Origin of the sequence: Desulfuromonas sp. AOP6 (assembly GCF_009731355.2) — a bacterium.
Taxonomy (GTDB): Bacteria; Desulfobacterota; Desulfuromonadia; order Desulfuromonadales; family SZUA-540; genus SZUA-540.
Genome location: NZ_AP022810.1, coordinates 2,743,061 through 2,769,779 on the forward strand (window position 1 = coordinate 2,743,061; position 26,719 = coordinate 2,769,779).

At 58.3% G+C, this 26,719-nt stretch carries 22 protein-coding genes; 10 read left to right on the top strand and 12 right to left on the bottom strand.

What is annotated here, in order from left to right:
- Positions 1-85: 85 nt before the first annotated feature.
- The 3 genes from AOP6_RS12870 to AOP6_RS12880 are packed head-to-tail and all read left to right on the top strand — an operon-like array spanning position 86 to position 3,218.
- On the top strand, positions 86-985 hold the full coding sequence (locus tag AOP6_RS12870) for a cobalamin-binding protein (protein WP_213194602.1): 900 nt from the start codon (positions 86-88) through the stop codon (positions 983-985).
- Positions 973-1,977: an iron ABC transporter permease gene (locus AOP6_RS12875; RefSeq protein WP_155877152.1), complete on the top strand. Its 1,005-nt coding sequence runs from the start codon at positions 973-975 to the stop codon at positions 1,975-1,977. Before AOP6_RS12870 ends, AOP6_RS12875 begins: the two co-directional genes overlap by 13 nt.
- Complete coding sequence (locus AOP6_RS12880) at positions 1,974-3,218, top strand: ABC transporter ATP-binding protein (protein WP_155877153.1); 1,245 nt, start codon at positions 1,974-1,976, stop codon at positions 3,216-3,218. Before AOP6_RS12875 ends, AOP6_RS12880 begins: the two co-directional genes overlap by 4 nt.
- A 60-nt stretch (positions 3,219-3,278) precedes the next feature.
- Here AOP6_RS12880 and AOP6_RS12885 read toward each other — a convergent pair whose 3' ends face one another.
- Both AOP6_RS12885 and AOP6_RS12890 read right to left on the bottom strand, forming a co-directional pair.
- Positions 3,279-4,061: an enoyl-CoA hydratase-related protein gene (locus AOP6_RS12885; RefSeq protein WP_155877154.1), complete on the bottom strand. Its 783-nt coding sequence runs from the start codon at positions 4,059-4,061 to the stop codon at positions 3,279-3,281.
- Positions 4,062-4,087: 26 nt separating this feature from the next.
- Complete coding sequence (locus tag AOP6_RS12890; RefSeq protein ID WP_155877155.1) at positions 4,088-5,092, bottom strand: YhdH/YhfP family quinone oxidoreductase; 1,005 nt, start codon at positions 5,090-5,092, stop codon at positions 4,088-4,090.
- Positions 5,093-5,337: 245 nt separating this feature from the next.
- On the opposite strand from AOP6_RS12890, the gene AOP6_RS12895 reads away from it, so the two are divergent.
- From AOP6_RS12895 to AOP6_RS12910, 4 genes are read left to right on the top strand one after another with little or no spacing between them, the layout of a single operon-like run.
- Positions 5,338-6,480 carry an MlaE family lipid ABC transporter permease subunit gene (locus AOP6_RS12895; RefSeq protein WP_213194603.1) on the top strand — a complete coding sequence of 381 codons (1,143 nt, stop codon included), beginning with the start codon at positions 5,338-5,340 and terminating at the stop codon, positions 6,478-6,480.
- Positions 6,481-6,482: 2 nt separating this feature from the next.
- Positions 6,483-7,241, top strand: coding sequence for an ATP-binding cassette domain-containing protein (locus AOP6_RS12900; protein WP_155877156.1), 759 nt, complete (start codon positions 6,483-6,485; stop codon positions 7,239-7,241).
- Between the two features lie 54 nt (positions 7,242-7,295).
- Positions 7,296-8,207 carry an MlaD family protein gene (locus tag AOP6_RS12905; protein ID WP_155877157.1) on the top strand — a complete coding sequence of 304 codons (912 nt, stop codon included), beginning with the start codon at positions 7,296-7,298 and terminating at the stop codon, positions 8,205-8,207.
- Positions 8,204-8,827: an ABC-type transport auxiliary lipoprotein family protein gene (locus tag AOP6_RS12910; protein WP_155877158.1), complete on the top strand. Its 624-nt coding sequence runs from the start codon at positions 8,204-8,206 to the stop codon at positions 8,825-8,827. Before AOP6_RS12905 ends, AOP6_RS12910 begins: the two co-directional genes overlap by 4 nt.
- A gap of 91 nt (positions 8,828-8,918) precedes the next feature.
- Here the strand turns inward: AOP6_RS12910 and AOP6_RS12915 are convergent, their stop codons facing one another.
- Complete coding sequence (locus AOP6_RS12915; protein WP_155877159.1) at positions 8,919-9,308, bottom strand: PEP-CTERM sorting domain-containing protein; 390 nt, start codon at positions 9,306-9,308, stop codon at positions 8,919-8,921.
- A 481-nt stretch (positions 9,309-9,789) separates the two neighbouring features.
- Between AOP6_RS12915 and AOP6_RS12920 the strand changes: the two genes are divergently transcribed.
- Positions 9,790-11,109, top strand: coding sequence for a hypothetical protein (locus AOP6_RS12920; RefSeq protein WP_155877160.1), 1,320 nt, complete (start codon positions 9,790-9,792; stop codon positions 11,107-11,109).
- 78 nt (positions 11,110-11,187) lie between these two features.
- Here AOP6_RS12920 and AOP6_RS12925 read toward each other — a convergent pair whose 3' ends face one another.
- Complete coding sequence (locus AOP6_RS12925; protein ID WP_155877161.1) at positions 11,188-11,628, bottom strand: MerR family transcriptional regulator; 441 nt, start codon at positions 11,626-11,628, stop codon at positions 11,188-11,190.
- 415 nt (positions 11,629-12,043) lie between these two features.
- On the opposite strand from AOP6_RS12925, the gene queG reads away from it, so the two are divergent.
- The gene (gene queG, locus AOP6_RS12930) at positions 12,044-12,961 is read left to right on the top strand and encodes a tRNA epoxyqueuosine(34) reductase QueG (protein WP_213194604.1); all 918 of its coding nucleotides are present in this window, start codon (positions 12,044-12,046) and stop codon (positions 12,959-12,961) included.
- Positions 12,962-12,969: 8 nt separating this feature from the next.
- On the opposite strand, the gene AOP6_RS12935 is transcribed toward queG, so the two are convergent.
- The gene (locus AOP6_RS12935) at positions 12,970-15,975 is read right to left on the bottom strand and encodes an EAL domain-containing protein (RefSeq protein ID WP_155877163.1); all 3,006 of its coding nucleotides are present in this window, start codon (positions 15,973-15,975) and stop codon (positions 12,970-12,972) included.
- 253 nt (positions 15,976-16,228) lie between these two features.
- Between AOP6_RS12935 and AOP6_RS12940 the strand changes: the two genes are divergently transcribed.
- Positions 16,229-16,750: an Hsp20/alpha crystallin family protein gene (locus AOP6_RS12940; protein WP_155877164.1), complete on the top strand. Its 522-nt coding sequence runs from the start codon at positions 16,229-16,231 to the stop codon at positions 16,748-16,750.
- 106 nt (positions 16,751-16,856) lie between these two features.
- Here AOP6_RS12940 and AOP6_RS12945 read toward each other — a convergent pair whose 3' ends face one another.
- The 7 genes from AOP6_RS12945 to AOP6_RS12975 form a co-directional block, all read right to left on the bottom strand.
- Positions 16,857-18,680, bottom strand: coding sequence for a methyl-accepting chemotaxis protein (locus tag AOP6_RS12945; protein WP_155877165.1), 1,824 nt, complete (start codon positions 18,678-18,680; stop codon positions 16,857-16,859).
- A gap of 58 nt (positions 18,681-18,738) precedes the next feature.
- Positions 18,739-19,191, bottom strand: a complete 453-nt coding sequence (locus AOP6_RS12950) for a hypothetical protein (protein WP_155877166.1) — start codon at positions 19,189-19,191, stop codon at positions 18,739-18,741.
- Positions 19,192-19,425: 234 nt separating this feature from the next.
- Complete coding sequence (locus AOP6_RS12955) at positions 19,426-20,880, bottom strand: sigma-54 dependent transcriptional regulator (RefSeq protein ID WP_155877167.1); 1,455 nt, start codon at positions 20,878-20,880, stop codon at positions 19,426-19,428.
- Positions 20,877-22,163: an ATP-binding protein gene (locus tag AOP6_RS12960; RefSeq protein ID WP_155877168.1), complete on the bottom strand. Its 1,287-nt coding sequence runs from the start codon at positions 22,161-22,163 to the stop codon at positions 20,877-20,879. The genes AOP6_RS12955 and AOP6_RS12960 overlap by 4 nt, the downstream gene beginning before the upstream one ends.
- A gap of 186 nt (positions 22,164-22,349) precedes the next feature.
- On the bottom strand, positions 22,350-25,079 hold the full coding sequence (locus tag AOP6_RS12965; RefSeq protein ID WP_155877169.1) for an EAL domain-containing protein: 2,730 nt from the start codon (positions 25,077-25,079) through the stop codon (positions 22,350-22,352).
- Positions 25,080-25,094: 15 nt separating this feature from the next.
- On the bottom strand, positions 25,095-25,334 hold the full coding sequence (locus AOP6_RS12970; RefSeq protein WP_155877170.1) for a sulfurtransferase TusA family protein: 240 nt from the start codon (positions 25,332-25,334) through the stop codon (positions 25,095-25,097).
- A gap of 31 nt (positions 25,335-25,365) precedes the next feature.
- On the bottom strand, positions 25,366-26,475 hold the full coding sequence (locus tag AOP6_RS12975; protein ID WP_225897296.1) for a YeeE/YedE family protein: 1,110 nt from the start codon (positions 26,473-26,475) through the stop codon (positions 25,366-25,368).
- Positions 26,476-26,719: the final 244 nt, after the last annotated feature.

Here is a 26,719-nt window from a genome sequence, read left to right on the forward strand (position 1 = left end):
TATGCAGCCCTAACCAGGTCGGGGGATGCCATCCAGCTCATTGCAGCAATGGCATCCCCCACCTTTTCTTTTGGAAGCGGGCCCCATGACCCAGCGCCTTCTGACCTTTTTTCTCGTCTTTCTTCTGTGGGCGGGCACAGCCGTGAGCGCCACCTGGACCGACGCTGTCGGCCGCACGGTGCAGGTGCCTGAGCGCCCGCAGCGCATCGTCTCCCTGGTGCCAAGTCTTACGGAAATCCTCTTTGCCCTGGATCTCGGCGACAGGCTGGTCGGGGCGACCCAGTTCTGCACCTACCCCCCCGCCGCCGCCCAGGTGCCGCGCATCGGCAACTACATGCAGCCGAGTCTGGAAGCCATCGTCGCCAGCAATCCCGACCTGGTCTTCGCCTCCGCCGACATGGCGGCCCCGGCCCTGGTGGCGCAGCTGGTTAAGATGGGGATTGCCACCTTCGTCGTCGCTCCTCGTGACCTGGACTCCACGGTGGCGACCATCCGCACCATCGGCATAGTGATGGGAGAGGCCGCCACGGCCGACCAGCTGGCGCGGGAGATGGAAGAGGCTTTCTGTCGCATTGGCAAGGCTACCGAGAATCGGGCCCGGCCCCGTGTTTTGCTGGCGATCATGGTCAACCCCCTGACCGTAGCCGGCCCCAACACCCTGGGCCACAACCTGATTGAGGCGGCCGGCGGCAGCAATGTCGTTCCCGCCGGGCCCGGCCGTTATCCCACCTGGAGCATGGAAGCCGTGCTGGCCGCCGACCCCGATGTCATCATCGTCTCCCCCAATCCGGGTGAGGCCAACCCTGCCGCCCACTTCACCGCTTGGCCTCAGCTTCGAGCTGTCCGGGCCAATCGGGTGATCACCATCCCCGACCCGGACTGGGTCTACCGGCCGGGGCCCCGTCTGGTGCTGGGTATCGAAGCCATGGCCGGGGCGCTGCATGGCGCCGACCTGACGAAAAAGGCTGACGCATGCGCGCCCTGACCGGCCCCTTTCGCAACTCCGCCTGGCTGGTCATCCTCAGCGGATGCCTGCTCCTGGCCTTCGGCTTTTCTCTGTGGGCGGGTCCTCTGCGCATCCCCCTGACAGACATTATCGCCCTATTTTTCGGGGCGGAGACCGAGTCGGCTCAGGCCACCGTCCTGCTGAAGATCCGGCTGCCACGCGCCGTGCTGGCCGCCCTGGTCGGCGCCTCCCTCGGCGCGGCCGGCTGCGCCTTTCAGGCGGTGCTGCGTAACCCGCTGGCCGACCCTTACGTGCTCGGCGTTTCCGGGGGCGCCGCCCTTGGCGCCGTAGCCGCCATCTCCCTGGGCTTCGCCTCAGCCATGGTCTTGCCCGCTGCCGCCTTTGCCGGCGCTATCGGCGCCCTGGCCCTGGTCTACTGGGTAGCCCGCGCTCACCGCAGCACCCCGCACACGCTGATTCTCTCGGGGGTTATGGTCGGCAGTTTTGCGGCGGCCCTCCTCCTCTTTCTGCTCTGGCTGGCCCCGTCGGACCCCGTCCGCTCGGCGATTTTCTGGTTGGCGGGCAATTTGAGTCTGGCCGACCCGAACCTGCTCCCCTGGGCGCTGGCCTGGAGCGCCCTCGGCTTTGCCGTTCTCTGGTTTCACTTTCCCGCCCTCGACCTGCTGACCCAGGGGGAAGAAACCGCCGCCGACCTTGGCCTCTCCGTCGGCCGCGCCCGCCTGCTTGTCTTTGTCGCCGCCGGCGCCCTGACGGCCTGCGCCGTGGCCATGGCCGGTCTGGTCGGCTTTGTCGGCCTGGTGGTGCCCCATGCGGCTCGACTGCTCTGGGGCCCCGGTCATCGCCGCCTGCTGCCGGCCTCGGCCCTGCTCGGGGCCGCCTTTCTCATGGCGGCCGATGCTGTTTCCCGCCAGATTCTCGCTCCGGCCGAAGTGCCTGTCGGCGTGGTGACCGCCCTGCTGGGGGCTCCCTTCTTCCTTTACCTGCTGCGCCGCAGTGAGGGGGGCGCATGATTCGCGCTGAACGTCTCCGCTTTGCCTACGCCAAGGATCCGGTCCTGCAGGATGTCGATTTCGAGGTGCGCTCCGGCGAAATCCTGACGGTTCTGGGGCCTAATGGCTGCGGCAAATCGACCCTGCTGCGTCTGCTGCGTGGGCTGCTCAAACCAACGCAAGGGGGCATCTTCTGGGGGGAGCGCCCGGCCCACCGTATCCGCCGAGGCGAGATGGCCCGCCTGGCCGCTGTCGTCCCGCAGTTCACCGTGGCTTACTTCCCCTACACTGTGCGGCAGATGACCGCCATGGGGCGCTTTTCCCACGGCACCGCCCTGGGTCCCGAATCGAAGGAGGATCGTCGCGCCATTGAACAGGCCCTGGCCGTCACCGACACCCTGCACCTGGCCGATCGACTCATCACCGGACTGAGTGGCGGCGAGCTGCAGCGCGCCATCCTCGCCCGCGCTCTCGCCCAGCAGACACCGGTGCTGCTCCTTGACGAAGCGACCAGCCATCTCGACCTGGACCATCGCCTGGAGATCGCCGATCTGCTGGTGCGCCTCAACCGGGAGCAGGGGACCACCATTGTGCAGATTTCCCACGACCTCGACCTGGCCGCCCAGGTTTCCCATCGGCTGATGCTCCTCTCCGAGCAGGGCAAGCTGACTGCCCTCGGCCCACCCGCCGACGTCCTGACCCCGGCCAACCTGCGCAAGGTTTTCCGCGTCGATCTGCAGGTGGAAACCAACCCTTACACGGGTGCGCCCCGCGTCTTCCCCGTCTCCCAGCGGCGACAGTGGAGCGGAAAACCTCCCCGCCTTCATGTGATCTGCGGCGGCGGCCTCGGCGCCGACACCCTACGACGTCTGCATGTGGCCGGATGTAATCTGTCCGTCGGCCCACTCAATCGCGGCGACTCCGACGCCACCCTCGCGCTCGCCCTCGATCTGGATACCGTACTCGATGAGCCTTTCTGCCCTATTTCCGCAAAAGCCGCCGCCGCAGCCGGGACCCTGGCGCTTCAGGCCGCCGCGCTGGTGGTGGCGCCTACCTGGTGGGGGCCCGGCAACCTGATCTGCCTGCAGCTGGCCCTCGATTGCTGCCGGCAGGGCCGACCGGTTTTTCTCATCGATCCGCAACAGGAGCGGGACTTTACGGAGGGACAAGCCTGGAGCCTTACAGAGGAGATCAGGTCGGCGGGAGGCCAGGTCGTGGAAGATGCGGAAGAGGTGCTGAAGCACTTACGGCGGGATGTGTAAAAAAGGGGCCAGCGGCGTATATGCCGCTGGCCCCTTCTAAGTTGTGCATAGTTGATGGGGTTACCGATCCGTGAAGCGTGGCGGCCGTTTCTCCAGAAAGGCGCTCATCCCCTCCTTCTGGTCCTCGGTGGCAAAGGCCAGGGCGAAGAGTTCCGCCTCATAGGCGCAGGCCCGATCGAAATCCATCTCCAATCCATTTTCCACCGCCTGTTTGTTCAATTGCAGGGCCACGCGCCCTTTGGCCGCCAGCTTCTCGGCCAGGCGCCGGGCTTCCGATAGCAGTTGGTCGGCGGGCACCACCCGGTTGACTAGGCCGATGCGAAAGGCCTCGGCGGCATCAATGCGGTCGCCGGTAAACATCATCTCCTTGGCCCGCCCCTTGCCCACCAACCGGGCCAGGCGCTGGCTCCCGCCAAAACCGGGCAGAATGCCGATGTTGATCTCGGGCTGACCGAAACTGGCCGTCTCGCTGGCCAGACGGATATCGCAACAGAGGGCGAGCTCGCAGCCGCCGCCGAGAGCAAAGCCATTGACGGCGGCGATGACAGGTTTGGGCCCTTTCTCGATGGCCGAAAAAGTCTTCTGCACCTGCAGGGCCAGACGGCGAGCCGCCAGGGGATCGAGCCTCAACAGGGCGCCGATGTCGCCACCGGCGGCGAAGGATTTCTCCCCCGCCCCCGTCAGGATAATGACGCGCACATGGTCATCGGCCAAGAGTTTCGTAACGGCCCGATCCAGCTCATCGAGAGTTTGCTCATCCATGGCGTTGTGCACCCTGGGACGATTGATGGTAAGAACCGCCACCCCCCTGCTGATTTCGACCAGCAAGTTTTCAAATTCCATGTCTCCCCCCTGCCGCATCGCTTCGCTCACGGCTCAAGTATTTTGACCAGGGTACGCCCGCGCACCTGCCCCTTAAGGATCGCCTCGATCTTTTCATCAAGCTCGTCGAGACTGCACTCGCTGCCGATCATTTTCAACCGTTCCGGTTTCCAGTCGCCGGCCAGCTTTTTCCAGACCTGCAGGCGCGTTTCCATGGGACATTGCACTGAATCGACGCCAAGCAGGGAGACGCCGCGCAGAATAAAAGGGAAGACGTTCATGGTCAGATCCGAGGAACCCACCAGACCGCAGCAGGTCACCACGCCGCCGTAGCGGGTAGCCTTGAGGGCCGCTGCCAGGGTCTCGCCGCCGACGGCATCCACCACCCCGGCCCAACGTTCTTTAAGCATGGGTTTTTCGGCCCCTTCGGTGACGGCGGCGCGATGGATGACTTCGCTGGCGCCGAGCTGCTGAAGATAATCCTCTTCCTCGCTTTTGCCCGTGGCGGCGACCACACGGTAACCCGCTTTGGCGAGGATGGCTACCGCCAGACTACCCACGCCGCCGGTGGCGCCGGTGACCAGGATGTCGCCATCGCCAGGCTTCACCCCGGCGCCGGCCAGCTTCCACACCGACAGGGCGGCGGTGAATCCGGCGGTGCCCAGAATCATACTCTCCCGCAGGGACAATCCCTCCGGCAGGGGAACCACCCACTTGGAAGGAACCCGGATGTATTCTCCGAAACCTCCCGTCGTATTCATCCCCAGGTCGTAGCCTGTCACCAGGACTTTCTGGCCGCGGGAGATAAGAGCAGTGGAACATTCGACGACCTCTCCGGCCGCATCGATGCCGGGAGTATGGGGATAATTCCGCGAAACCCCCTTGTTGCCAATGGCGGAAAGGGCATCTTTGTAATTGAGCGAGGAATAATGCACCTTGATCAGCACATCGCCTGGTGGCAACTCATCGATCCGACGCGATGTCAGCTTTCGGGTGAACTTCCGGTTCTCTCCTTCTTCCACCACCATGGCCTTGAACATCCTCTGCGACATGCGCTCAACCTCCTTCTCTTCAGGGTGTGAGATTACGAACGATTGGCCTCAAAGAGGCGATTCATGCTATCTTTTTCCGACCTGTTTTTTAATAGCCTAGGTGCTATGGCGTTTCACGTCAAGTTTCGCGTTCAAGGTGAAGACCGCTATTTCCCCTTCGGCACGGTAAGGCCCCGCATGCCGGGACAGGGGCCGGCATGCCATGCAGGTCCCCACTTCTCTGGTACAATCCATGGAGACCCTGAATGAAGGCTGACATGGAAAAATCAATGGCGACACTGGAAACCTGCCTGGACGCCGAGGGGGCATTCACCCTGAGCCTCGGGGGACGTCTTGATGCTTCCTCGGCCGGGCCGCTGTGGAAAAAGATGGAAAAGCTTTTTGCCCAGGGCGCGAGGGATCTGGTCCGTATCGATGTCGGCGACCTTGTCTACATCGACGGCGCCGGCGCCGCCCTGCTGGTTGAAATCAGCCGCCGCCAGCTGCAGGCCGGCCGGCGATATGAGCTCGTGAATCTTAATGATGAGTTCCGTCAGCTGCTCGACCTGTTCGATCCGGCCGACTATGTCGATGCCTATCCGAGCAAACCGGCCTGTTCGAACCTGCCCAGCGAGGTCGGCAGGGCCAGTGTCAGCCTCTGGCGCAACCTCATCACCCTGATCGCCTTTGTCGGCGAACTCAGCGCCGCCCTGGTCCATGCCCTGCTGCATTTCCGCAAGATCCGCTGGAAAGACACCTTTCTGATTTTCGAAGCCACCGGCATCAACGCCCTGCCGATCATCGCCCTGCTCAGCTTCCTGGTCGGGCTTATCATGGCCTTCCAGTCCGCTATCCCCATGCAACAGTTCGGGGTCGAGATTTATGTGGCCAACCTCATCGCCCTCTCCATGCTGCGTGAGCTGGGACCGCTGATGACCGCCATCATCCTGGCCGGCCGCTCCGGCTCCTCCTTTGCGGCAGAACTGGGCACCATGAAGGTCAACGAAGAAGTCGACGCCCTCACCACCCTGGGACTCGACCCCGTGCGCTTTCTGGCCATTCCCCGTCTGCTCGCCGCCCTGGTGGCCACGCCTCTGCTCACCATCTTTTCTGGCCTGTGCGGGCTACTCGGCGGCGCCGTTGTTTTGCTGGCCATGGGTTACCCCCTCGTCACCTATGCCAACCAGGTCATCTCGGCGGTCAGTCTGCAGGACCTGGTCAGCGGCCTGGCCAAGACCTTTGTTTTCGGCCTGCTCATCGCCGGCATTGGCTGCCTGCACGGCCTGCAGGCCGAACGGGGCGCCAGCGGCGTCGGCAAAGCGGCCACCAGAGCTGTCGTGGCCGGGATTATCCTTATCATCGTGACCGACGGCATCTTTGCCGTGGTCTATTATTATCTGGGTTTTTGATCATGGACGACCCACAGAACGCCATCATACAAGTCAGCAACCTGACGGCCGGCTACGGGGATCAGGTCATTCTGAAGGACGTTTCCTTTCAGGTGAACCGGGGCGAAATCTTCATCATTCTCGGGGGTTCGGGTTGCGGCAAAAGCACCCTGCTCAAGCATATGATTGGCCTGTATGCCCCCCTGTCCGGCTCCGTCCTGCTTAATGGCAAAGACATTGTCGGCGCCCAGGGGGACGCGCGACGGCAGATTCTGCAACAGATCGGTGTGAGCTATCAGAGCTCGGCTCTCTTTGGCTCGCTGACCCTGCTGGAAAATGTCTGTCTGCCCCTCGATGAATTCACCGCGCTGCCCGCAGCGGCCAAAGATTTGGTGGCGCGCATGAAACTGCGCCTGGTCGGCCTGCAGGGCTTCGAGAATCATCTCCCGGCGGCCTTGAGCGGCGGGATGCAGAAAAGGGCCGCCATCGCCCGGGCTATAGCCCTCGACCCGGCCATCCTCTTTCTTGACGAACCTTCGGCCGGTCTCGATCCGGTCACCTCGGCCGAGCTCGACCTGCTGATACGAAATCTGGCCCAATCGATTTCCAGCACCTTTGTCATTGTTTCTCATGAACTTCCCAGCATCTTCGCCATTGCCGACCATGTCATCATGCTGGATAAAGAGAGTAAGGGAATCATCGCCGAGGGGAACCCCGTCGACCTGCGTGACCACAGTGAGGACCCTCGGGTACGTCGCTTCTTCAACCGCGAGGTCACCTGATTCAAGCCGGCACCGGACCTTGCTCCGGTAATACAGGCAGGAGTGTTTTGAGCCATGAGTGAACGCGCCAACTTTTTTAAAATAGGCCTCTTTGTCATCAGCGCGGCAACTATCGTCGTCGTGGGCATTGTCGTTCTCGGATCCAACGTCCTCTTCCGGCATCCCATTGTCATGGAAAGCTACTTCGATGAAACGGTGCAGGGGCTTGATGTCGGCTCTCCCGTCAAGTTCCGGGGCGTGCAGATCGGACGGGTCGAAACCATCACCCTGGCCGGCAACGAATACCCTACCGCCAAACGCTATGTGTTGGTTCGTTTCGCTCTCGAACGGGATGCCTTTCAGCTTCAGGCCGAGCGCATGAACACCGAACTGCTGCACAGGGAGATCGAAAAAGGCCTCCGGGTTCGCACCGCCGCCAAGGGCGTTACCGGCACGGCCTTCCTGGAAGCCGACTATCTCGATCCCGAGCGCAACCCCACCCTTTCCATCGACTGGACCCCGGACTATCCTTACGTCCCTTCGGCCGGCAGCGTCATCACCCAACTCGGAGATTCCGTCAACCGCATTCTTTTTGCCCTGGAGAAGATTGATCTCGAAAGACTGATTCTGAACATGGAAGAGTCCATGCTGGCCATCGCCGGCCTGGCTCGCGACACCAACATGAAACAGATCAGCCACCAAACGGAGTTGCTGCTGATGGAGATTCGCCGCACCAACAGCAACCTCGACCAGATGGTGCAGGGCGTTTCCGCCGAACTACCCGCCAGCCTGGCGCAGCTGCGGCAAACGCTCAATCGCCTCGACAGTCTGCTGGTCAGCCAACAGCCGAACGTGGAAGAAACCCTGGAAAATCTTCGCGTCCTCAGTGACAACCTGCGCTCCCTCAGCGAAGAGGCCAGGGCCTACCCCGCCCATACACTCTTCGGCGCCCCGCCAGCTGCCGTATATCCAGGAGAAGCCCCATGAGACCTCGACTGCTATCCCTGTTTCTCATCACGGTGGCCCTGCTCAGCGCCTGCGTGCAGGTCGACAACAAAATGCTGGAAAAGAGCCCGCCGGCCAGACAGTTCTACGCCCTGGAAGCTGTCCGTCCACTGCCTGCCGCCACCGGGCAGGCCGACAGCGTTCTGCGCCTGGCTCCCTTCAGGCTTGCGCCACCCTTTTACGGCAAAGGATTCATCTACCGTTTGGATGAACACCGCTATCAGAGCGATTACTATCATCAATTTATCGCGGACCCGGCCGCCCTCATCACCGCCGCCACCGAAAAATGGCTTGCGGCGTCAGGACGTTTCGCCGCGGTGGGCAGCGCTGTCAGCCGTCTTGAGGCGGATTGGCTTCTTGAAGGCACGGTCGATGCCCTGTACGGCGACTTCCGACAGCCCCAATCCCCCCGGGCAATTTTGGAACTGCACCTGCGTTTACTGGACACCAAGGCAGACCGGCCTTCGGTTCTTTTTCAGCATCGCTATACCGAATCCCTCCCCTTTGAACCCGGCCCCCCCGCGAATCTCGTAAAGGCCTGGAACCAGGGCCTGATGGAAATCCTCATGCAATTCGAGCAGGACATCGCCGGAAGCAACTAGGCCTGCCGCGCACACGAAAAAAGGCAGTGCCACCAGAGGCACTGCCTTCAATAAAAATCATTCATGTCTTTTTTCTCTCCCGATTATCTGACTATTTCATTTTTTTCCTGAGTACTGCCGCCCCGATCAGACCGGCACCAAGCAGGATGAGGGTTGACGGTTCTGGAACAGGCGCCGGACCATCATTGGTGTCACCGTTGCCGTCATCGATGACGCCGTTTGTGGGTTCTTCGATGAACTCGTTATCCAGTTCGGTGGCGACCCCCACCAGATCCATAGTGCTATATGAGGCAACAAACATATCCGGTTCCACGGCGGCCGCTGCAATTTGCGGCTCGTCGTAGGTATAGCTCGATGTGAGATAAGTACCCCAAATCGAATCATAACCCAGGGTAATACTGTAGCACCATGCCGAGCCCGACAGGAACAGCGCCATGGCAAACCCAGCCAGAACAACCTTAAGCAGACGATAGCGTTTCATTCTTTTTCACCTCCCTTCTTAATTTCCAAAATTTTCAATCTGTAACTTCTTCGTGGCAAGATTCATTCCACAACCTCAACCCCTTGATTTGACTTTACTTTATAAAAGGCGAACAGTAGACGTCAACTAAGTCAACACGCATTAATGAGTTTGACTTTGTCTCTATGGTTATTAACCAGTTGATTTCATTAAATAAAAAAGCTCGTTCTTAAAACACATACTTTATTCCAGCATCAATCTGGCTTTTTATGTAAGATTTTTCGACAATGTTTGGAACCTAACTGCCAACATCACATCAAAACACCTCAAATATTACCGAAACAGCACATTTATAAAGAGCGCACATTGACAAAGTGCCTTCCTTGATTATCGTAATACCATGTGAAAAAAGATTCGAATAAGGGAGATTTTTCAAACAACTATTCATTCTTTGAACATGTAGTCCAAAAGATACAATTAACGCGAAGGCAGGGGGCCCAAAATGAAAAATCAAAAGAGAGGATTTATCGGGATAATACTTGGCCTGGCTTTACTGCTCCTGTGCGGATGTGGTGGAGGGGGCTCCGACCCACCCCCCATACCCCCGGACGACACCGTGAACAAGGATCCACTGGCAGGGTCTGAGATTGACGGTTTAAACTTAGAACAGCCTGGTCGGCCTGCTGTTGCCACTGACGGAACCAACTTCTTAGTGGTCAGCGCAACCACTGCGGCGGACGGCACTAGCACCCTTATTGGTACACTTGTGGGTGCACTAGACGACGCCCCTTTCATCGACACTACCTACCCTGACGATTGGACTATCATTGCCAACCTCCAGAACAACGCCACCTCGAGTCGACCCGCGGCTATCTTCAATGGCACCCACTATTGTGTTGTTTTTCAGGACGGCGGCCACATTTACGCCCAGCTGATTGACTCAACAGGTACGCCAAGGGGTACAAAAAAGGAACTTTCCACCGGCGATGGCAACTTTCTTCCCGTCATGGCTTACGATGACGTCCACCAGCAAGCCTTGATCGTCTGGGTCAAGTACATGGATGACAGTGTCAATTATTATGATCTATACAGTGCCCTTATTAAATTTGATAATTTTTCCTGGCTAATTGAACCACTAGGGATAGAAAGCTCTCTCCTTGGGGACCAACCCGGTGACCAGAACGAACCGACCGTCGCCTTTGACGGCATCAACTACCTCGTACTCTGGCGTCAGTGGACCGATACCAGCCAAGACATCACGATAGCTAGTGATATCTATGGGGCCAGAGTCGAAGCCGCCAACGGAACAGTGATCGGGGGTGAATTCGCTGTCTCAACTGCGGCCGAGGGACAATCTGAACCGAAACTGGCCTTTGATGACACAACCCCTGTTGACCCAAAATATCTCGCGGTATGGAGTGACCTGCGAAACGCCACCACAGGATACGACATCTACGGAACTCTCATTTCAACAACCATTACACCTGTTGTGAGCAACGACTTCCCAATAAACAAGTCCACTGTACCTATTCAGAACTTCCCCACGGTTACTTGGGATGGGTCTAACTTTTTTGTGGCCTGGGCTAATGTTGACATAATCAATTCGAATGAAATTAATCTTGCGAATACTGGCATATTCGCCGACTTTGTGACACCAGATGGCATTGTGAACAACCCTGACAACCTTGGGTTGCATGTCAGCGGACAACCAGCAGAAGCAGCACTATACATTTACCCCGTTGTCTCTAATTATCTGGCCACCTGGGTCGAACTAACCTTGGACGGACAAAGCATTCTCGGCACCTGGGCCATTTTCCAATAGTTATAGGTGCATCGTCAGAACGACGAGAGGCGGAACCAATCGGTTCCGCCTCTCGTCGTTCTGGTCGAAAAATGACTTTTATTTCCCCCGTCGAACCTCTCTCATCTCGACCACCTTCTCCCGCGCCCCCCGTATCCGCTGCATGAACACCTCGCAAGCCGCGCACTGCTTGAGCTCTTTGGCGCAGGCGGTATTGGCCCGTTCCCAGCAGGGCTTGGTGCGATCGATATAGGCTGAGCAATGAGCGCGTTTGTCGGGATCGCAGGACTTGATTTCCCAGCAGGGACTCAGATCGAGGAGTTTTTTGAGACCGGGGATGCTGATGCCGTCGTCGTGGATGAGGTCGCGCAGGCACTGGATCCATTCAATATCGTCGTTGGAGAAGTAGCGCTTGCTCCCCTGGCGGGACGGCTTGACCAGGCCTTCTTCTTCGTAAATGCGAATGGTTCTTGGGTGGACGTTGAGCAGCCTGGCGGCTACGCTGATTGGGTAGATAGGATCACTACTTGCTACTCCCATAATTGGTACCTCCCGCGTTTGCATTTCTGTGGGAGCCCAGGGCGGCAATGTTTCTGGAATTTTGGACTTACACGAATCATACTATACCAATTTTATAAAATCAAACACTGTTTTGATTTTACTTTATATGATATACCTTGTCATAAATCAAATGCGTGTACTTAAGCGGTGACAGGCAGATCAGTGCTTGTTAATACTTGACCAAAAGGCTACAACATCAATCTAACATCATGTTCTAATTGTTGGAAAGATAAATTTTAATCATGATGCGTAAAGGACGGATATTCCCCTGTTCTTTTTTTCTGGCAGGGAGATCTCTGCGCCAGTGACCACCGAGAAGTTCCGCGTTCCTTGATTTTCAAGAGGACGCGACCTACTATAGGCGACGGGCTATCCCTTAAAAAGCATGTCAGCCTTGCTGAGAACATTCATGACCCTGGAAGAGGAAATCACAAAAGAAGGTCGCCGGCTCGGTTTTGCCGCCGTTGGATTTACCTCGGCGGCAGAGCCCGAAACGCTGGATATCTATCGACGCTGGCTCGACAGCGGAAGCGCGGCCCGGATGGACTATCTCCAGCGCCATGCCGACCTGCGCGCGAGCCTGGAGCAGGTAGCTCCCGGTACGACTTCGGTCATTGTGGTGGCGGCGCGCTACCCCGGCAATGCGCACCCCGAGGCTGGCGGCATCTCCACCTACGCCCGGGGAAGGGACTATCACAAGGTCGTTCGCAAGAAACTGAAGCAGCTGGTGGCCTTTCTGGGAAATAAGGCCGAATTGAAGGTAGCGCGCATCTGTGTCGACTCGGCGCCGGTACTGGAGCGGGAATGGGCGTTGCGGGCCGGTATCGGCTGGCGGGGGCGGCAGGGGCAAATTGTCAACCCCGACTTCGGCTGCGGCTTTGTCTTGGGAGAAATCCTGGTCGATCTGCGCTTGCGCCCCTCGACCCGACTCCCTGATCGCTGTGGGCACTGCCGACGTTGCGTCGAGGCCTGCCCGACGGGGGCTATCGATGGGCAGGGGCTGGTCGATGCCAACAGGTGCCGCTCCTATCTCACCATCGAGCACCCGGGCGAGATAGCTCCCGAGCGACAGAAAGACTTAGGTCCGGCTCTCTTCGGCTGCGACCTCTGTACGGCTGCCTGCCCCTGGAACCGCTTCGGAGAGGAAATGGTCATGCCTGAACTGATTGGCGAGGCTCCTCCCAGCCCGGAAGACTTTCTCGAGATGACTGAAGCGACCTTTCAGGCACGTTTTCAGGGCACCCCCCTCTATCGCACCGGTTTGGCACGCCTGCAGCGAAATGCCACCATCGTCCTAAAAAATCGCCAATAAATTGCCCCTCACACCTCAGACCTCACCCCACACAGACACGGCTCAATCTCCTCCGGAGGAACCGGACGACCAAACAGGTAGCCCTGCCCCTGGGGACAGCCGTGCTTTTTCAGGAAATCAAACTGTTCTTCTGTCTCCACCCCCTCGGCTACGACATTGAGGTTCATACCGCGCGCCAGACCGATTATGGAAATGGCGATGGAGGCGTCGTTGGCGTCAACGGTGACGTCTCGAATGAAGGATTGGTCAATTTTCAGGGCCGAAATGGGGAATCGCTTGAGATAGCTCAGAGACGAATATCCTGTGCCGAAGTCATCGATGGAGCAATGGACTCCCATTTCCGCCAGTTCCTGCAGGATCGCAATGGAGGCGTTGATGTCGGCCATGATCATGCTTTCAGTAATCTCCAGATGCAGGTATCGGGGTTCGAGAGCCGAATCTTCCAGCGCCTTTTTGACCATATCGACCAGGTCGCGCTGACGGAACTGGCGCGCTGAAATATTCACCGAAACAGGCACACGGGCGCATCCGCGATCCTGCCAGAGCTTGTTCTGCCGGCAGGCGGTGCGCAGCACCCACTCCCCGATCGGGACGATAAGGCCCGTGTCTTCGGCCATGGGGATAAAACTATAGGGAGGCACCAGGTCCCCCTTCCCTCGGCGCCAGCGGATCAAGGCTTCCATCCCCACCAACGTGCCGCTTTGCAGTTCGATCTGGGGCTGGTAATGGAGCAGCAGTTCTTCCCTCTCAAGGGCATTGCGCAGATCCGCTTCGAGGATCAGGCGATCGCGGGCATGGGAATCCATATCGGGCATATAGAACTGATAAAGATTGCGTCCCAGTTCCTTGGCCCGGTACATGGCGACCTCGGCCGCCATGATCAGGCTGTCGCCGTCGTCGCCATTTTCGGGAAAATGACTGATACCGATACTCGCCGTCGGATAAAACTGCAGATCGTCCAGCGCCATCTCCCGGGTCAGGCTGAACTGGATCTGCTGGACGATCTCCGAAACCTTGTGGATATCGGTGATATCTTCAAGCAGCAGAATGAACTTGTCGCCGCCGAAGCGGGAGAGGGTATCGGCCCGCCGGGTGTGAGATTCAAGCCGCAGAGCGACCTTGCACAACACGCGGTCGCCAAAGGCATGCCCCATGGAATCGTTGATGGTTTTAAAGCGGTCGAGGTCGAAGAAGAGCAGGGCCAGCTTGCTGCCCGTGCGCCGCGCCCTGTCAATGGCATGCTGCAGGCGATCATGCAGCAGCACCCGGTTGGGCAGATGGGTCAAGGGATCGTAATAGGAGAGATAGTTCAGGCGCTCCTGGTTTTCACGCAGGCGGCTTTCCGCCTGGGCCCTTTCGGTGACGTCGGTGGAAAGGCCGATAATGCCCATGACCTTTCCCGTGGAGATTTTCTGCGGGCTCCACAGGGTTTCAAAGATCCGTCCCTTAACCTCATTGCGGGCGGAGAATTCTTCACCCCCCAGGGCTCTGCTGACGTAATGCCGGATCTGGTGGACATCACCGTAAAGGTCGAAAACCGACTGTCCCACCACTTCGCCCGGTTTCAGGCCCATGCTGGCCAGAGCGCGCCCTTCCGACATGGTGAAGAACCCGTCGGCATCCAGGGCCCAGAGGATGATCGGCGCATTGTTGACGGTAGTACGGAAGCGTTCCTCGCTCTGACGCAGCAGCTCTTCGGCATGCTTGCGATCCGTGATGTCCTGCACCATGGCGATGGCATGATCGGGATGCCCTTCATCATCCAGAATCCAGACAACGGTGACATGACCCCAAACCACGCTCCCCGATTTGCGAACGAAACGCTTCTCATAATCAAAAGCCTGCAGATGACCCGCCTTGACCTGCTCATAAAAAAGGTGGGTCATTTCCCTGTCGGCGGGGTAGGTGACATCATCCACCGCCATCTGCAGCAGTTCCTCTTCGGAATAGCCAAGAAAACTGCTCATACGGGGATTGACCATGGAAAAGCAGCCGTCTTTCGTCAAGGTGTTCATGGCTGCCCCCGTCGAATCAAAAATCAGCCGGAACCGTTCTTCGCTTTGCTTAAGGGCTGCTTCCGTTCGACGGTGTTCCTGTACTTCGTGGCGCAGGTCCTGGGTACGGGCGCGCACCTGCTTGCGCAAGGTCCAGAACCACAGAGCGGCCAGGATGGTAAGCCCCAGCCCGACGGCCAGTAAAATAATCCCGTAGCGCACCAGGTCGCGCATGGGCACCCGGCTCGGCTCCAGCCCTCCCAGCCATTTGTCATAGAGAGCCTGGTAGGTGCCATCTCCCTTGACGATGGCCAGGCCCTCACTGAATCGGGCCAGCAGCTCTTCCTCCCCCTTTTTGACGGCAAAGCCGCCGTATTGGTCCCAGAAAGGTTCGCCAACGGTCCGCATGTTGTCCAGGCCGAGACTGTGAACCCAGTGCAAACCCGAAAGACGGGAGACCAGGGTAAAGTCATAGTGCCCGTCGGCCACCAATTTCAGCGCTTCAACCTGGCTGGGCGCCAGCGCCAGATTCTCATCGAACCCCTGCTGAACCAGATAGTCATGACTGACATCGCCGCGGTTGACCACAATACGTTTGCCGGACAAATCGGCGAGGGTCTGCACGGAAGGGGAATCACGGCGGGCAAAGATGGCGTAGTTGACAATGGTATGGTGGGGGCTGAAATCGTAGAGCAATTCGCGCTCGGCGGTACGCGACATCATCTGGATCACGTCGAGCTCGCCCTTGTCCAGACGTTGGCGGGTCTGGTGCCAGGGGGCCAGACGAACCTCCACGTCGAAGCCCATGGCTGCGCCTACGGCCCGGGCCAGCTCGACGTGAAATCCGCTCGGCTCCCCGCTGGCGGGATCGACAAAACTGTAAGGGGGGAAGTTGTCGGGGCCACCGACGAGAATGGTACGGGTGCTCTCCGCCAGAGGCGGGGACGCCAGCAGCAGGAGAAAAAATGAAGACAAGACCAGGGAACGCAGCAGTCGACCAGGGAACCAGTGAGCCTTCATGCCAGTCTCCAGAACAGGGGCATGCCGCCCCGAGAATCACTTGGGCAGGAACCGGAAGATTGGACCATGTTAGTGAACCCCCGGTCATTCTGCAACCTTTTTACTCGAAAATAGTTCATCCGGTTCACCCCATTACCGCTGCGGATCGCCTCCGCGGTGGCATTTGACATCCCGCCCCTGCCTACTACAATGATTAAGAGAGGTTCATCACAAAGAGATTCCTTCGCAAAAACAGCAACAAAGGAGGCATGCCATGGCCAAAAAAGAATCAAGGGACGTCCCGGTCGTCGAATCGAAAAAATCACTTATTCCCTTCGATGACATGGAGCGCTGGTTCGAAGATTTTTTCCGTCGTCCCATGGACATGGAAAGGTGGTTTGAAGACGCCTTCCGTCGGCCCTTTTTACCTCCCGGCTTCCGTCACCGCCTGCGCGCCGAGCTCACCGAGATCTCCCCTTCGGTGGACATTTATGAGGAAGGGGACAGCGTGATCGTCAAGGCCGAAGTTCCCGGCATGGAAAAAGAGCACCTCGACATTCGGCTGACGGGGGACACCCTGACCATCAGTGGCGAGAAAAAGACCGAAGAGAAGGTGGAAAAGAAAGATTTCTACCGCATCGAACGCTCCAGCGGCTCTTTTTCCCGCTCGCTGCGCCTGCCGGCCGAAGTGCAGACAGACAAGGCCAAAGCCAGCTTCAAAAACGGCGTCCTCGAAATAATCCTGCCCAAAACCGCTCAGGCCAAGGAAAAAGTCAAGAAGATCACCATCGAGTAGTCGAACCCAGGTTTTACACGCGAATCAGGCGGCCGTCATATTCCATAGAGAATCTGACGACCGCCTGTATCTTATCCTTTCCGTGTCACAGCCAATGCCGCAGAACTCAATAACGGCCGAATTCGGCATCGTCCAAAGCAATCACAGCCTTGGGCTCAGGTCTGGCGGCCTGCGAGCGAGGAGGCGTCTTTTTGACTGGCGGACTCGGTTTGTCATAGCCCAAAAATGCCGGAGTCGAAGGCGCCTCGACGGGGGCAAAACGGGACTGTTTGCCGGCCAGCATAAAGCGCGACAGCATCTGACGCAGCTGTTCCGCCTGGCTGGAAAGCTCCTCGGCGGCGGCAGCGCTCTCTTCGGCGCTTGCCGTGTTCTGCTGGGTCACCGTGTCGATCTGGCTGAGGCCCTGATTGATCTGGCTGAGGCCCTGGGCCTGCTCATTGCTCGCCGCGGCAATTTCCGCCACCAGGTCCGTCACCTTGGTGATACCAGTGACGATTTCCGACAGGGCACCGGCGGTCTTGTCGGCGATATCCGCCCCGTTTTCCGCTTTCTTGACGGAACCTTCGATCAGATCGGCCGTTTCCTTGGCCGCCTTGGCGCTGCGGGCGGCCAGATTGCGAACCTCCTCGGCAACCACAGCGAAGCCCTTGCCGTGCTGCCCGGCCCGGGCCGCTTCGACGGCGGCATTGAGGGCGAGCAGGTTGGTCTGGAAAGCGATCTCGTCGATCACCTTGATGATCTTGCTGATATTCTGGCCCGATTCGTTGATCTCGCCCATGGCGGTAACCATCGCCTGCATGTGAGCGTTGCCCTTTTCGGCGGCACCCCGCGCGTGAGCGGCCAACTGGTTGGCCTGGGAAGCATTTTCGGCATTCAGGCTGGTCTGGCTGCCCATCTCGGTAAGAGAGCTGGTGATCTCTTCGAGACTGCTGGCCGATTCGGTCGCCCCCTGCGAGAGGGACTGACTCGAGTCAGAGACCTGGGCGCTGCCTGAGGCAATCTGCTCGCCCGCCACCTGCACCTGCCCCAGAATACTATTGAGATCGCGAGCCACCTGGGCCAGGGCGTTACGGACCACGTCCTGATCGTCACGGGGAGTGACCTGGAAGGTCAGATCGCCAGAGGCCAGCTGCTGCAGAGAAGCGACGACCTCATGCTGCAGACTGTCGGCGAAGGCATCCATGGCCTGCGCCATACGCCCGATCTCGTCCGTCTGGGAGAGATTGAGGCGAGTATCCAGATGCCCCTTCTCCATCTCTTCTATCATGTGTACGGCCCGGCCCAAGGGGCGCGATATACCGCGGGCCACAAAGATGACCAAAGCCAGCGCCAGCAGAATAATGGCCGCCACCACCACCGCCACGCGCCAGAGAATGGCAAAAAGCTCGGCTTCGATATCGTCGAGATAAAGGCCGGCGCCAATCACCCAGTTCCACTCGGGAATGAGCTTGACGGCGGATATTTTCGGCACGGGGTGTTCGGACCCGGGTTTGTTCCACTCGTACTCGACAAAGCCGCCGCCTTTTTCCTTTGCCACCTGGGCCATTTCTACGAAGAGCGCCTTGCCGTTGGGATCTTTGTTGCCGGAGAGATCCTTGCCGTTGAGTTCAGGGGAGATGGGGTGCATGACCATGCGCGGCGACAGGTCATTGATCCAGAAATAGTTTGTTTCATCGAAGCGGGTATGGCGTATGGCCTCCATGGCCGCTTCCTGGGCGCCTTCCATCGACATGTTGAGGGCGGCGGCCTCTTTGGCATAATGATCGACCACGCCCCAGGCCGTTTCCACGGCATGGAGGACTTCCACCCGCTTGGCCTCATAGAGGTTGGCCCTGGCCCGCAGATATACCCAGCCGATGACCATCGTAAAAATGAGGATGATAGCCAGGCTCAGTCCGAAAATTTTCTGTGCAACTTTGATGTTTTTCATCTTTTCCTTCTCCTCCCATCCTTAGGCATGGGGTTTGTTTTTGCCGTCTGTTCCGATTTCAGAAATCACGCACAAGGCGTAATGCCTCTGAATTGTTTTCTTTTTCGTCGCTGCCTTGCGGGTGATTTTCAAGCAGGTATTTCACGGTTCCGACCACCTCTTCCGGCCCACAGAAATATATGCCGCCGGAGGGGGGCTGCAGCCGATCAAGAATCCCCTTTCGGCTGCTCTCGCCACCATGGTTGACGACCAGCAGGGGCATTTGCCGGCGGATTTCCTGCAACATGACCAGCTCGCGAAGGTCACCAGCAGCAATGGCAGCGCTGTCCACCAGAATGAGATGGAGAGGAAAAGCGTTGATCCGGCAATTATGGAGATAGTTGACCCCTTCCATCACATCACGGGCCAGACAATAACCGTAGCCACCAAGCTTCATCAGGAAGGTCAGGTTCCGACCTTCCTGTGCCGCCTGACAAATCAGCAGGATCTCTTTTTGTTTTTTGTAAAGCATCCATCACCCCGTGACCACTCACTTGCACGCCAACCCTGACATAGCAAAGTGGGTGCCAAGCGCACGATCGGAGCGCAAGACTCTGTTTTCACATGTGTTTTTACCTGAAGGGGCAATAAGGCGAAGTACCGACACTCATAACCAGGGCTATGGAGACAGGGCGAATCGGATAGGCAACAGGTTGATTTAATAGAATTTTTGCTCCTATAACCACAAGTGGGTCGATAACCCAGGTTATAGGGCTTTAGAGGGGGTATTCTGAAAACCAGTTCTCTTCTTGAGTCGTTTACTCAGTGCCGGCTGGGAGATGCCGAGCAGACGCGCCGCGATGGTCTGGTTGCCCCCGGCCCTGGTCAGGGCTTCGTCTACCAGGATGTCGCCAACCTGCTCGAGAGTGGGGAGGGGGTCAAAAAACTGCACCCTGACCCCATCCGGAGCTGTCTTTTCTGCCGGAGCCATGGCCGTCTGCGCAGCCTCGTCCCGAGGGGACATGGCCCTTTTGAAGGCTGCCATGGAAAGGACCCCGCCTGCATGAAGGCTCAGGGCGTCATAGACCATGGCCCGCAGTTCACGCACATTGCCGGGAAAAGCATAGGTGGAGAGAAGCAGGGCGAGCTGCTCGGGCGGGGTGGGACGGCTCTTGCCGAGAGCGGCGGCGGCTTCGGCCAGAAAGTGTTCCAGCAGGAGGCGAATATCCTCCTGGCGCTGGCGCAGGGGAGGAATCTCCAATTGGTGCGCGCAGAGGCGATAATAAAGATCCTTGCGAAAAGATCCTTCGGCCTGGCGCCGCGCCAGGTCCTGGTTGGTGGCGCAGATGAGTCGGGTCTGTACGCGACGGGGACGGTCCGAGCCCAGGGGATAATACTCCCCTTCCTGTAAAAAACGCAGGAGTTTGATCTGAGAGGACAGACTGAGATCACCAATTTCGTCGAGGAAAAGCATACCTCCCGCCGCCTGCTCGACCATGCCGCGGCGAGGCTGATCGGCCCCGGTAAAAGCTCCCCGCACATGGCCAAAGAGGGTATCGGCAAAGACCTGATCATCGAGCCCGGCGACATTGACGGCAACCCAGGGTCCGTCAGGGCAGGCCAGACGATGAGCGGCTCTGGCGAAGAGCTCTTTGCCAACACCGCTTTCTCCGCGAATAAGAATCGGTTCGCGACTGGCCGACACCGCCTCCAGATAGGAGAAGAGCGTGCGCATTTTCGGGCTGCGGGTCTGAATCTCAGCAAAGGCCTCGGGGGAGTCGACGCCACCGTGCAGCATCCTCTCCCGCAGGCGTTCGAGTTCATCCTGCATTTCCCGCTGGGCCAGAGCTCGCTTGACACCGGCGACCAGACGTTCAGCCTCGGTCGTCTTGACAAAATAGTCAAAGGCCCCGGCCTTGATGCAGCGCACCGCGGTTTCAAGCTGGTTGAGTCCGCTGAGAATCAGCACCGGCAGCTGCGGAAAATCGGCGGTGATCTCGGCCAGCAGCTCTTCTCCGCCCCGGTGGGGCATGGTCAGATCGAGCACCACGGCACTGATCTGCTGCCGGCCTAGAATATCCATCACCTCACGACTGTCCTGACAGAGGAGGACATTGTTGATTTTGCCGGAATATTCCAGAGTGAAGGCAAAGCTTTCCAGCCAGGATCTCTCGTCATCCACGAGAAGAATGGGATGTTGCGGATACAGAGGGTCCGTCATCGCGGCGACTCCTTGGCGACGGGGAAGGCGATGGTGACCACTGTACCTTGCCCGGGCGTCGAATCGAAGGTCAGCTCCCCGTCGTGTTCTCTGAGGATGCGGGCTACGATGGAAAGCCCCAGGCCGGTCCCCCCCTGTTGGCGCTTGGTGGTGAAAAAAGGTTCCAGAATGTGAGCAAGATTCTTCTCTTCGATGCCGCTGCCCTCATCAGCGACACGCAGGATGATCCGGTGCCGGCTGCGGTCATAACAGGTTTCCACCCGTACGGCCCGGTCACGATCGGGCAACGCCTGGCAGGCATTCATGATGAGGTTGACCACGACCTGTTCGATGCGCTGGGAAGCACCCATGAAGGTGGGGAGAGGTTCCGTGTAGCTGATGGAGAAATGATCGGTCGACACCTTGATGGTATTGTCTGCCAGGCGCACGGCAAACTGTACGACCGCGTTAAGATCGACAGGTTCAAGCACGCTGAGATCGCCCTGGCGGACAAAATCCTTAAGGTCTTCGACGATGCCGCGGATACGGCGGCTGCCCTCCAGAATCTGCTCATACATGCGGGGGATCTGACTTCGCAGGCGAGAGTAGGGTAGCCGACCCAGCGTAAAATCTCCTTTTTCCGTCTGTACTTCGTCAAGGATACGCTGCATATCATCCCAGGCCTCCTGCAGTATGGGCACATTGTGCAGGGTAAGGGCGTTGGGGTTGTTGACTTCATGGGCGACCCCGGCGGCCAGCTGACCGAGGGAGGCCAGCCGCCCCGAACGTTCGGTTTCCTGGCGCATACGGACTTTTTCCGTCACGTCGCTGGTGACATGAATGATATGGGCAATCTCGCCGGCTTCGTCCCGCATGGGAAAAGCTTTGACGCCCCAATAGCGTCCATCAGGCACCTTGATCAACTGGTCTTCGGTCTGGCCGGAGACAAGACAGCGCAGAACCGGGCACTCCTCACAGGGCTCCCCTCGCCCATGCCATCTTCCATAGCAGGTCGGACTCGACGGGTTGCCGCAGGGACGACTGTATTCCAGGTCTGTATCCTTGTTGCTCCAGCCAATGCGCAGATCAGCCGTTAACAGAGTAATACGGTCAGGGATGGCATGTATCAGGGTCCGAAATTCGAGATCCCGCTGCCGGGACAGTTCTTCGTAGGCCCGCAGCTCATCCTCGGTCCTTTTACGCCGGGCGATCTCACGGCTGAGAGCCGCATTAAGACCGATTCTGCGTTGGCCGCCCGCGGCGGGTTTCAACGTCTTACGATTGAAGGGACTTCGATGGCGCATGATCGCGAGACCTTTTCATCCAACAAACAACAGAAAGCAGCCATGGGCGCCGGTGGATACCTGTCAAAAACCCGTCACAAACGGAACCTTTTCCCGCGTGGGGGGAACAATGCAAAAAACCTGCCCAGGATTAAAATGGAAGTCCTTTCCGACAGGAAAGTCGGAAAGGCTGTAGAAGACGTGACGCTATTGGCCGGAATAAAAACAGAAGGCTTCAGGATGGGTGGCCCTCATAAGAACCGATTCCAGTTCTTCGGCCGCAAGAGGATGACTGAAATAGAACCCTTGAATTTCATCGCATTGACGTTCTCTGAGAAAGTCGAGCTGGGATCGCTGTTCCACGCCTTCGGCCACCACTTTGACACGCAGGCTGTGGGCGAGGGCGATGATCGCTTCGGCGATGGCGGCATCGTCGGGATGAACATCGATCTCCCGCACAAAGGATTTGTCGATTTTCAGACGATCGATGGGAAAGTGCTTGAGATAATTAAGGGACGAGTAACCGGTGCCAAAATCGTCGATGGCCAGCTGCACACCCATCTCTTTGAGAGTTTTCAGGGTATGCCGGGTGGCGCCGGCGTTCTCCATGAGGATGCTTTCCGTCAACTCCAGTTCGAGACAAGAGGCAGGCAGACCGGTTTCTCGCAGTACATCCTTGATGCTTTCCAGCAGCCCGCCTTCCCTGAATTGTTTGCCGGAAAGATTCACCGCCACGCGTAGAGGGAAAAAACCCGCCTCCTGCCAGGCCTTGTTCTGCCGACAGGCCGTTTCAATGACCCAGCGTCCAATGGGAAGGATCAGACCGGTCTCTTCGGCCATGGGAATGAACTGACCCGGGGAGATCACTCCCAGATCGGGGTGCTGCCAGCGCAGGAGGGCTTCGATCCCCGTCATTTTCCCGGTTTTCAGGCACAGCTGGGGCTGATACAGGAGAAAAAACTCATTGCGCTCCAGGGCCCGACGCAGATCGTTGGCCAGCAGCATTTTTTCCAGGGCCTGTTCATGCATCTCCGAGGCGTAAAACTGAAAGTTGTTGCGACCCCGTTCCTTGGCCTGATACATGGCCGTATCGGCATTTTTCAGCAAGGTTTCCGCATCCAGCCCATCGACCGGATAGAGGGCAATGCCAAGGCTGCCCGTGGTGAAGACCTCCCGCCCTCCCAGCGATATGGGCTGGGAAAGGATATCGAGGACCTTGTGCGCGACATCGGCGACGACGGCTTCGTTGTTTATTTCATCCAGCAGCAGAATAAACTCATCGCCACCCAGGCGTGCCACGGTGTCGCTCTTGCGCATACAATCGTTCAAGCGGCCGGCAATCACCCGCAAGAGGTGATCGCCCGAATCATGGCCGAGGGTGTCATTGACCGCTTTGAACTGGTCGAGGTCGAGAAAGATTAACCCCAGTTTTAATCTGTTTCGCCCCGCCTTGGCGATCATCTGGCCAAGGCGGTCCCGTAACAGAACACGGTTGGGCAGGCCCGTGAGCATATCGTAATAGGCCAACCGCTCGATCTGGTTCTGCGCCTTTTTGCGCTCGGTAATGTCGTCGAAAATGATAGCAACCTGACCCGGCGAGGGACAGATGGCGGAAAGAGCCAGTATTTTGTCGGAAGGCTCGTAAATTGTTTCGAGGTGTGCCGGTCGGCCACTTGCCACCACCTCGACAAAGGCATCCAGCAGCAGCGGTCCGTTCTTGGCGTCAGGAGGATAGATCTGGGAGCCCAGTCTTCCCAGCACCCGGTCGCGAGGCAGACCGAGAATGCGCTCAAAGGCCGGATTAACGTCCAGAAAACGATAGTCTATCGCCTTGCCGGCCTCATCATAAACGAGCTCTTTCAAGGCCATGCCTTCATGCATGGTGGCATAGAGGGAGCGATAGCGTTCTTCGCTCTTCTGCAGGCGTTCTTCGGCTTCTTTCCGAGCCGAGATATCGATAAAGCTCTCCAGGAACATCTCGCGCCCGCCGATATCTACCCGGGTGACGGTTTTAAGCACTGGTGAGTGCTTGCCGCAGGAAGTCACCAGAACCTGTTCCGAGTTGTCTATGGTCCTGCCGCCATCCACGGGACAGCGCCCGCGCAGGGCCGGGCAGATGAAGTCATGACAGACCTTGCCGATCATGTTCTCGGCCCGCTCTCCCACCAGGCTGGCCGCCGCCTCATTGACCAGTTCAATCTGCTTGGTGTGGGGGTCGATAACCATGATCCCCGCCTGGACGCTGTTGAGAATGGTCTTCAGCCGGGTTTCGGCTTCACGTAGCGCCTGTTCATTGCGTCGGCGTTCGGTGATATCCGTACAGACGAGTATGACCTGGGCGATTTCGCCCTGCTGGTCTTTAAGGGGGGTGGCAATGACATGGTAATTTCTGCCGCGGGAGACAAAATCGGCCTGCTCGATCACCTGCTTTTCCGCCATCACGCGGTCGAAAACGCATTTCTGCGGGTGGGTCTCGACAGGGCACATCAACTCACGCAGATTGCGTCCGATCATCTCCCCGCTGTCGGGAAAAAAGAGCTCCTGGCTCTTGCGATTGTAGGCCTGCAACCGCATCCCGTTGTCAACCACCAGGATAGCGGCGCCGGCGGAATCGAAAATGGCCTGGATCTCGTCGTGGGCCAGGGCCAGCGTCTCGTTGGTTTCTTGCAGGTGTGCCAGAACTTGCGTGAACGATTCGGCCACGATGCCGATAGGGTCGACCTGCACCAGAGTTTCGTCGTCCAGTTCCTCCGCCCGCAACGGCAGAGTGCCGATGACTTCCAACAACTGATTGGTCTTGCTGCGCACATAGGTGCTCAGGGCTTTTTCCCGCGCCCGCAGCGAGAAAAAGTCTTCCATCAGCTGTTCTGTACCCTTCAGCGGCCCTTCGGTCAGGTCGATGATGTTGGCTCGGGTTTCTGCGGATTTTTTTGCCATGAATGTGTCCGCCTCTTATTCTTTTTCGGTGATGCTCAGTCGATAATGGGCCCCTTCTTTGTCCACCGTGACGCCATAACCCATATTCTCCGCCGCTTCGGCAATGCGCGTTGTTGAATCCCGATTATCGGACAGCACCTCCAGTACCAGTGTTCCCTGTCGCAGCGCCGCCTGATGGATGTTGATCTCTTTCAACGCGACCAGCAGAGTGGAGGGGCAGATCTGGTTGCGAATATCGAGCTTCAGGATTTCCATATGGTCCCTCCACCAGAATGGACGCGCAGGATCAGCGCAGGACAACCTTGACGAAAAGCCGAGAGCCCAGCCAGGCGCCGGGGAACAGCCCCAGGATGAAGAGCAGGCTCTGGGTAACCAGCAGGGGACCGCCACCCATAAGATGCCAGATGTTGCATCCCGGTGCCAGACGGGACGCAAGCCCCATGACAACTCCGCCCAGAACAGCGGAGAAAGCCTGCCGCCAGGGGAGCTTGAAAGAGAGATGAAATTCGCCGAGAGTCATGGCCGAGGCGGCAGAGCCCAGGACGATACCAGCGATAAGAGGAAACTGCAACAGTACCACGCCATCAAGAGTAGGACCGCCACCACCATAGAGCGGGCGGCCACCGAAACGATCCACGGCCATCAGCGTCTCGGCCTGGAAATAGGCGAGGCCGGCCACGTGCTCCGGGAAAAAAAGCTGTTCCATCCAGCTCCCCATCTTGGCATAGGAGGTGGTCACGCCCAAAGGGGCTCCCAGTAGCCAGCAGGAGGACACGCCAATGAGGGCCAGCAGCAGAGCGGCTTTCCAGGGCTGAAGGTACCCGGAAACCACCGTAGGTCTCTCCATGGCTCTCGTTCGGAACCAGCGCCCTATGGGAAAGGCCAGGATGACGGCAAGCCCAAGGACCATCGGTGTTGTCGTCATCCCCAGATGCACCGGCAGAGTTTTCCCCGCCAAGGGCAGCTTGAGATGATCGGTCACCACCATCCAGGCCGGGTGAATTTCGGCATAGAGAACACTGCCGACAAGCAGTCCCAAAAACGCCAGCAGACTCGGAAATCGTCCGGCGCCCATCTTGTAGAGCGTACCGACGACGCATCCACCGGCCAGCACCATGCCGATGCCGAAGAAAAAACCGCCCAACAGATTGGTCAGGGCCGGGGTTTTATAGAGGACCTCCATGGTCGGAAAAAGCCCGGCCAGACGGCCGGCTTCGAGGAGCACCATGCTGGACGCGATCAGTAGCAGCAGACTGCGCTGCATGCCGTGCACACCCGCTAGAAAAACGTCGCGGAACATGCCGGCGATACAGAAGTCGGCACGATGCATCACCACACCAGCAGCCAAACCCAGCAGCAGAGAGGAGCCGACAATCAGAAAGGTATGAAACGTCAAAAAAGCGACCTCCTCGGGTAAAGGTGCGATCATGCAGACATCTATTAGCAAAAACTCAGCCAATAGAGGAGCACATCATCATATCCATTGATTTCAAAGGACTAATATGATTTTAATCCTAAGTGCGCTGGGTGACTCGATGGCGATCTGTGGAAATCCCCTGACCGAGACCGTGAAAAAGCGGCATATGCCGCCTCATTCCGCGCAAAGAAGAGATTCAAGCCGATACAGCTTGCACTTTGAC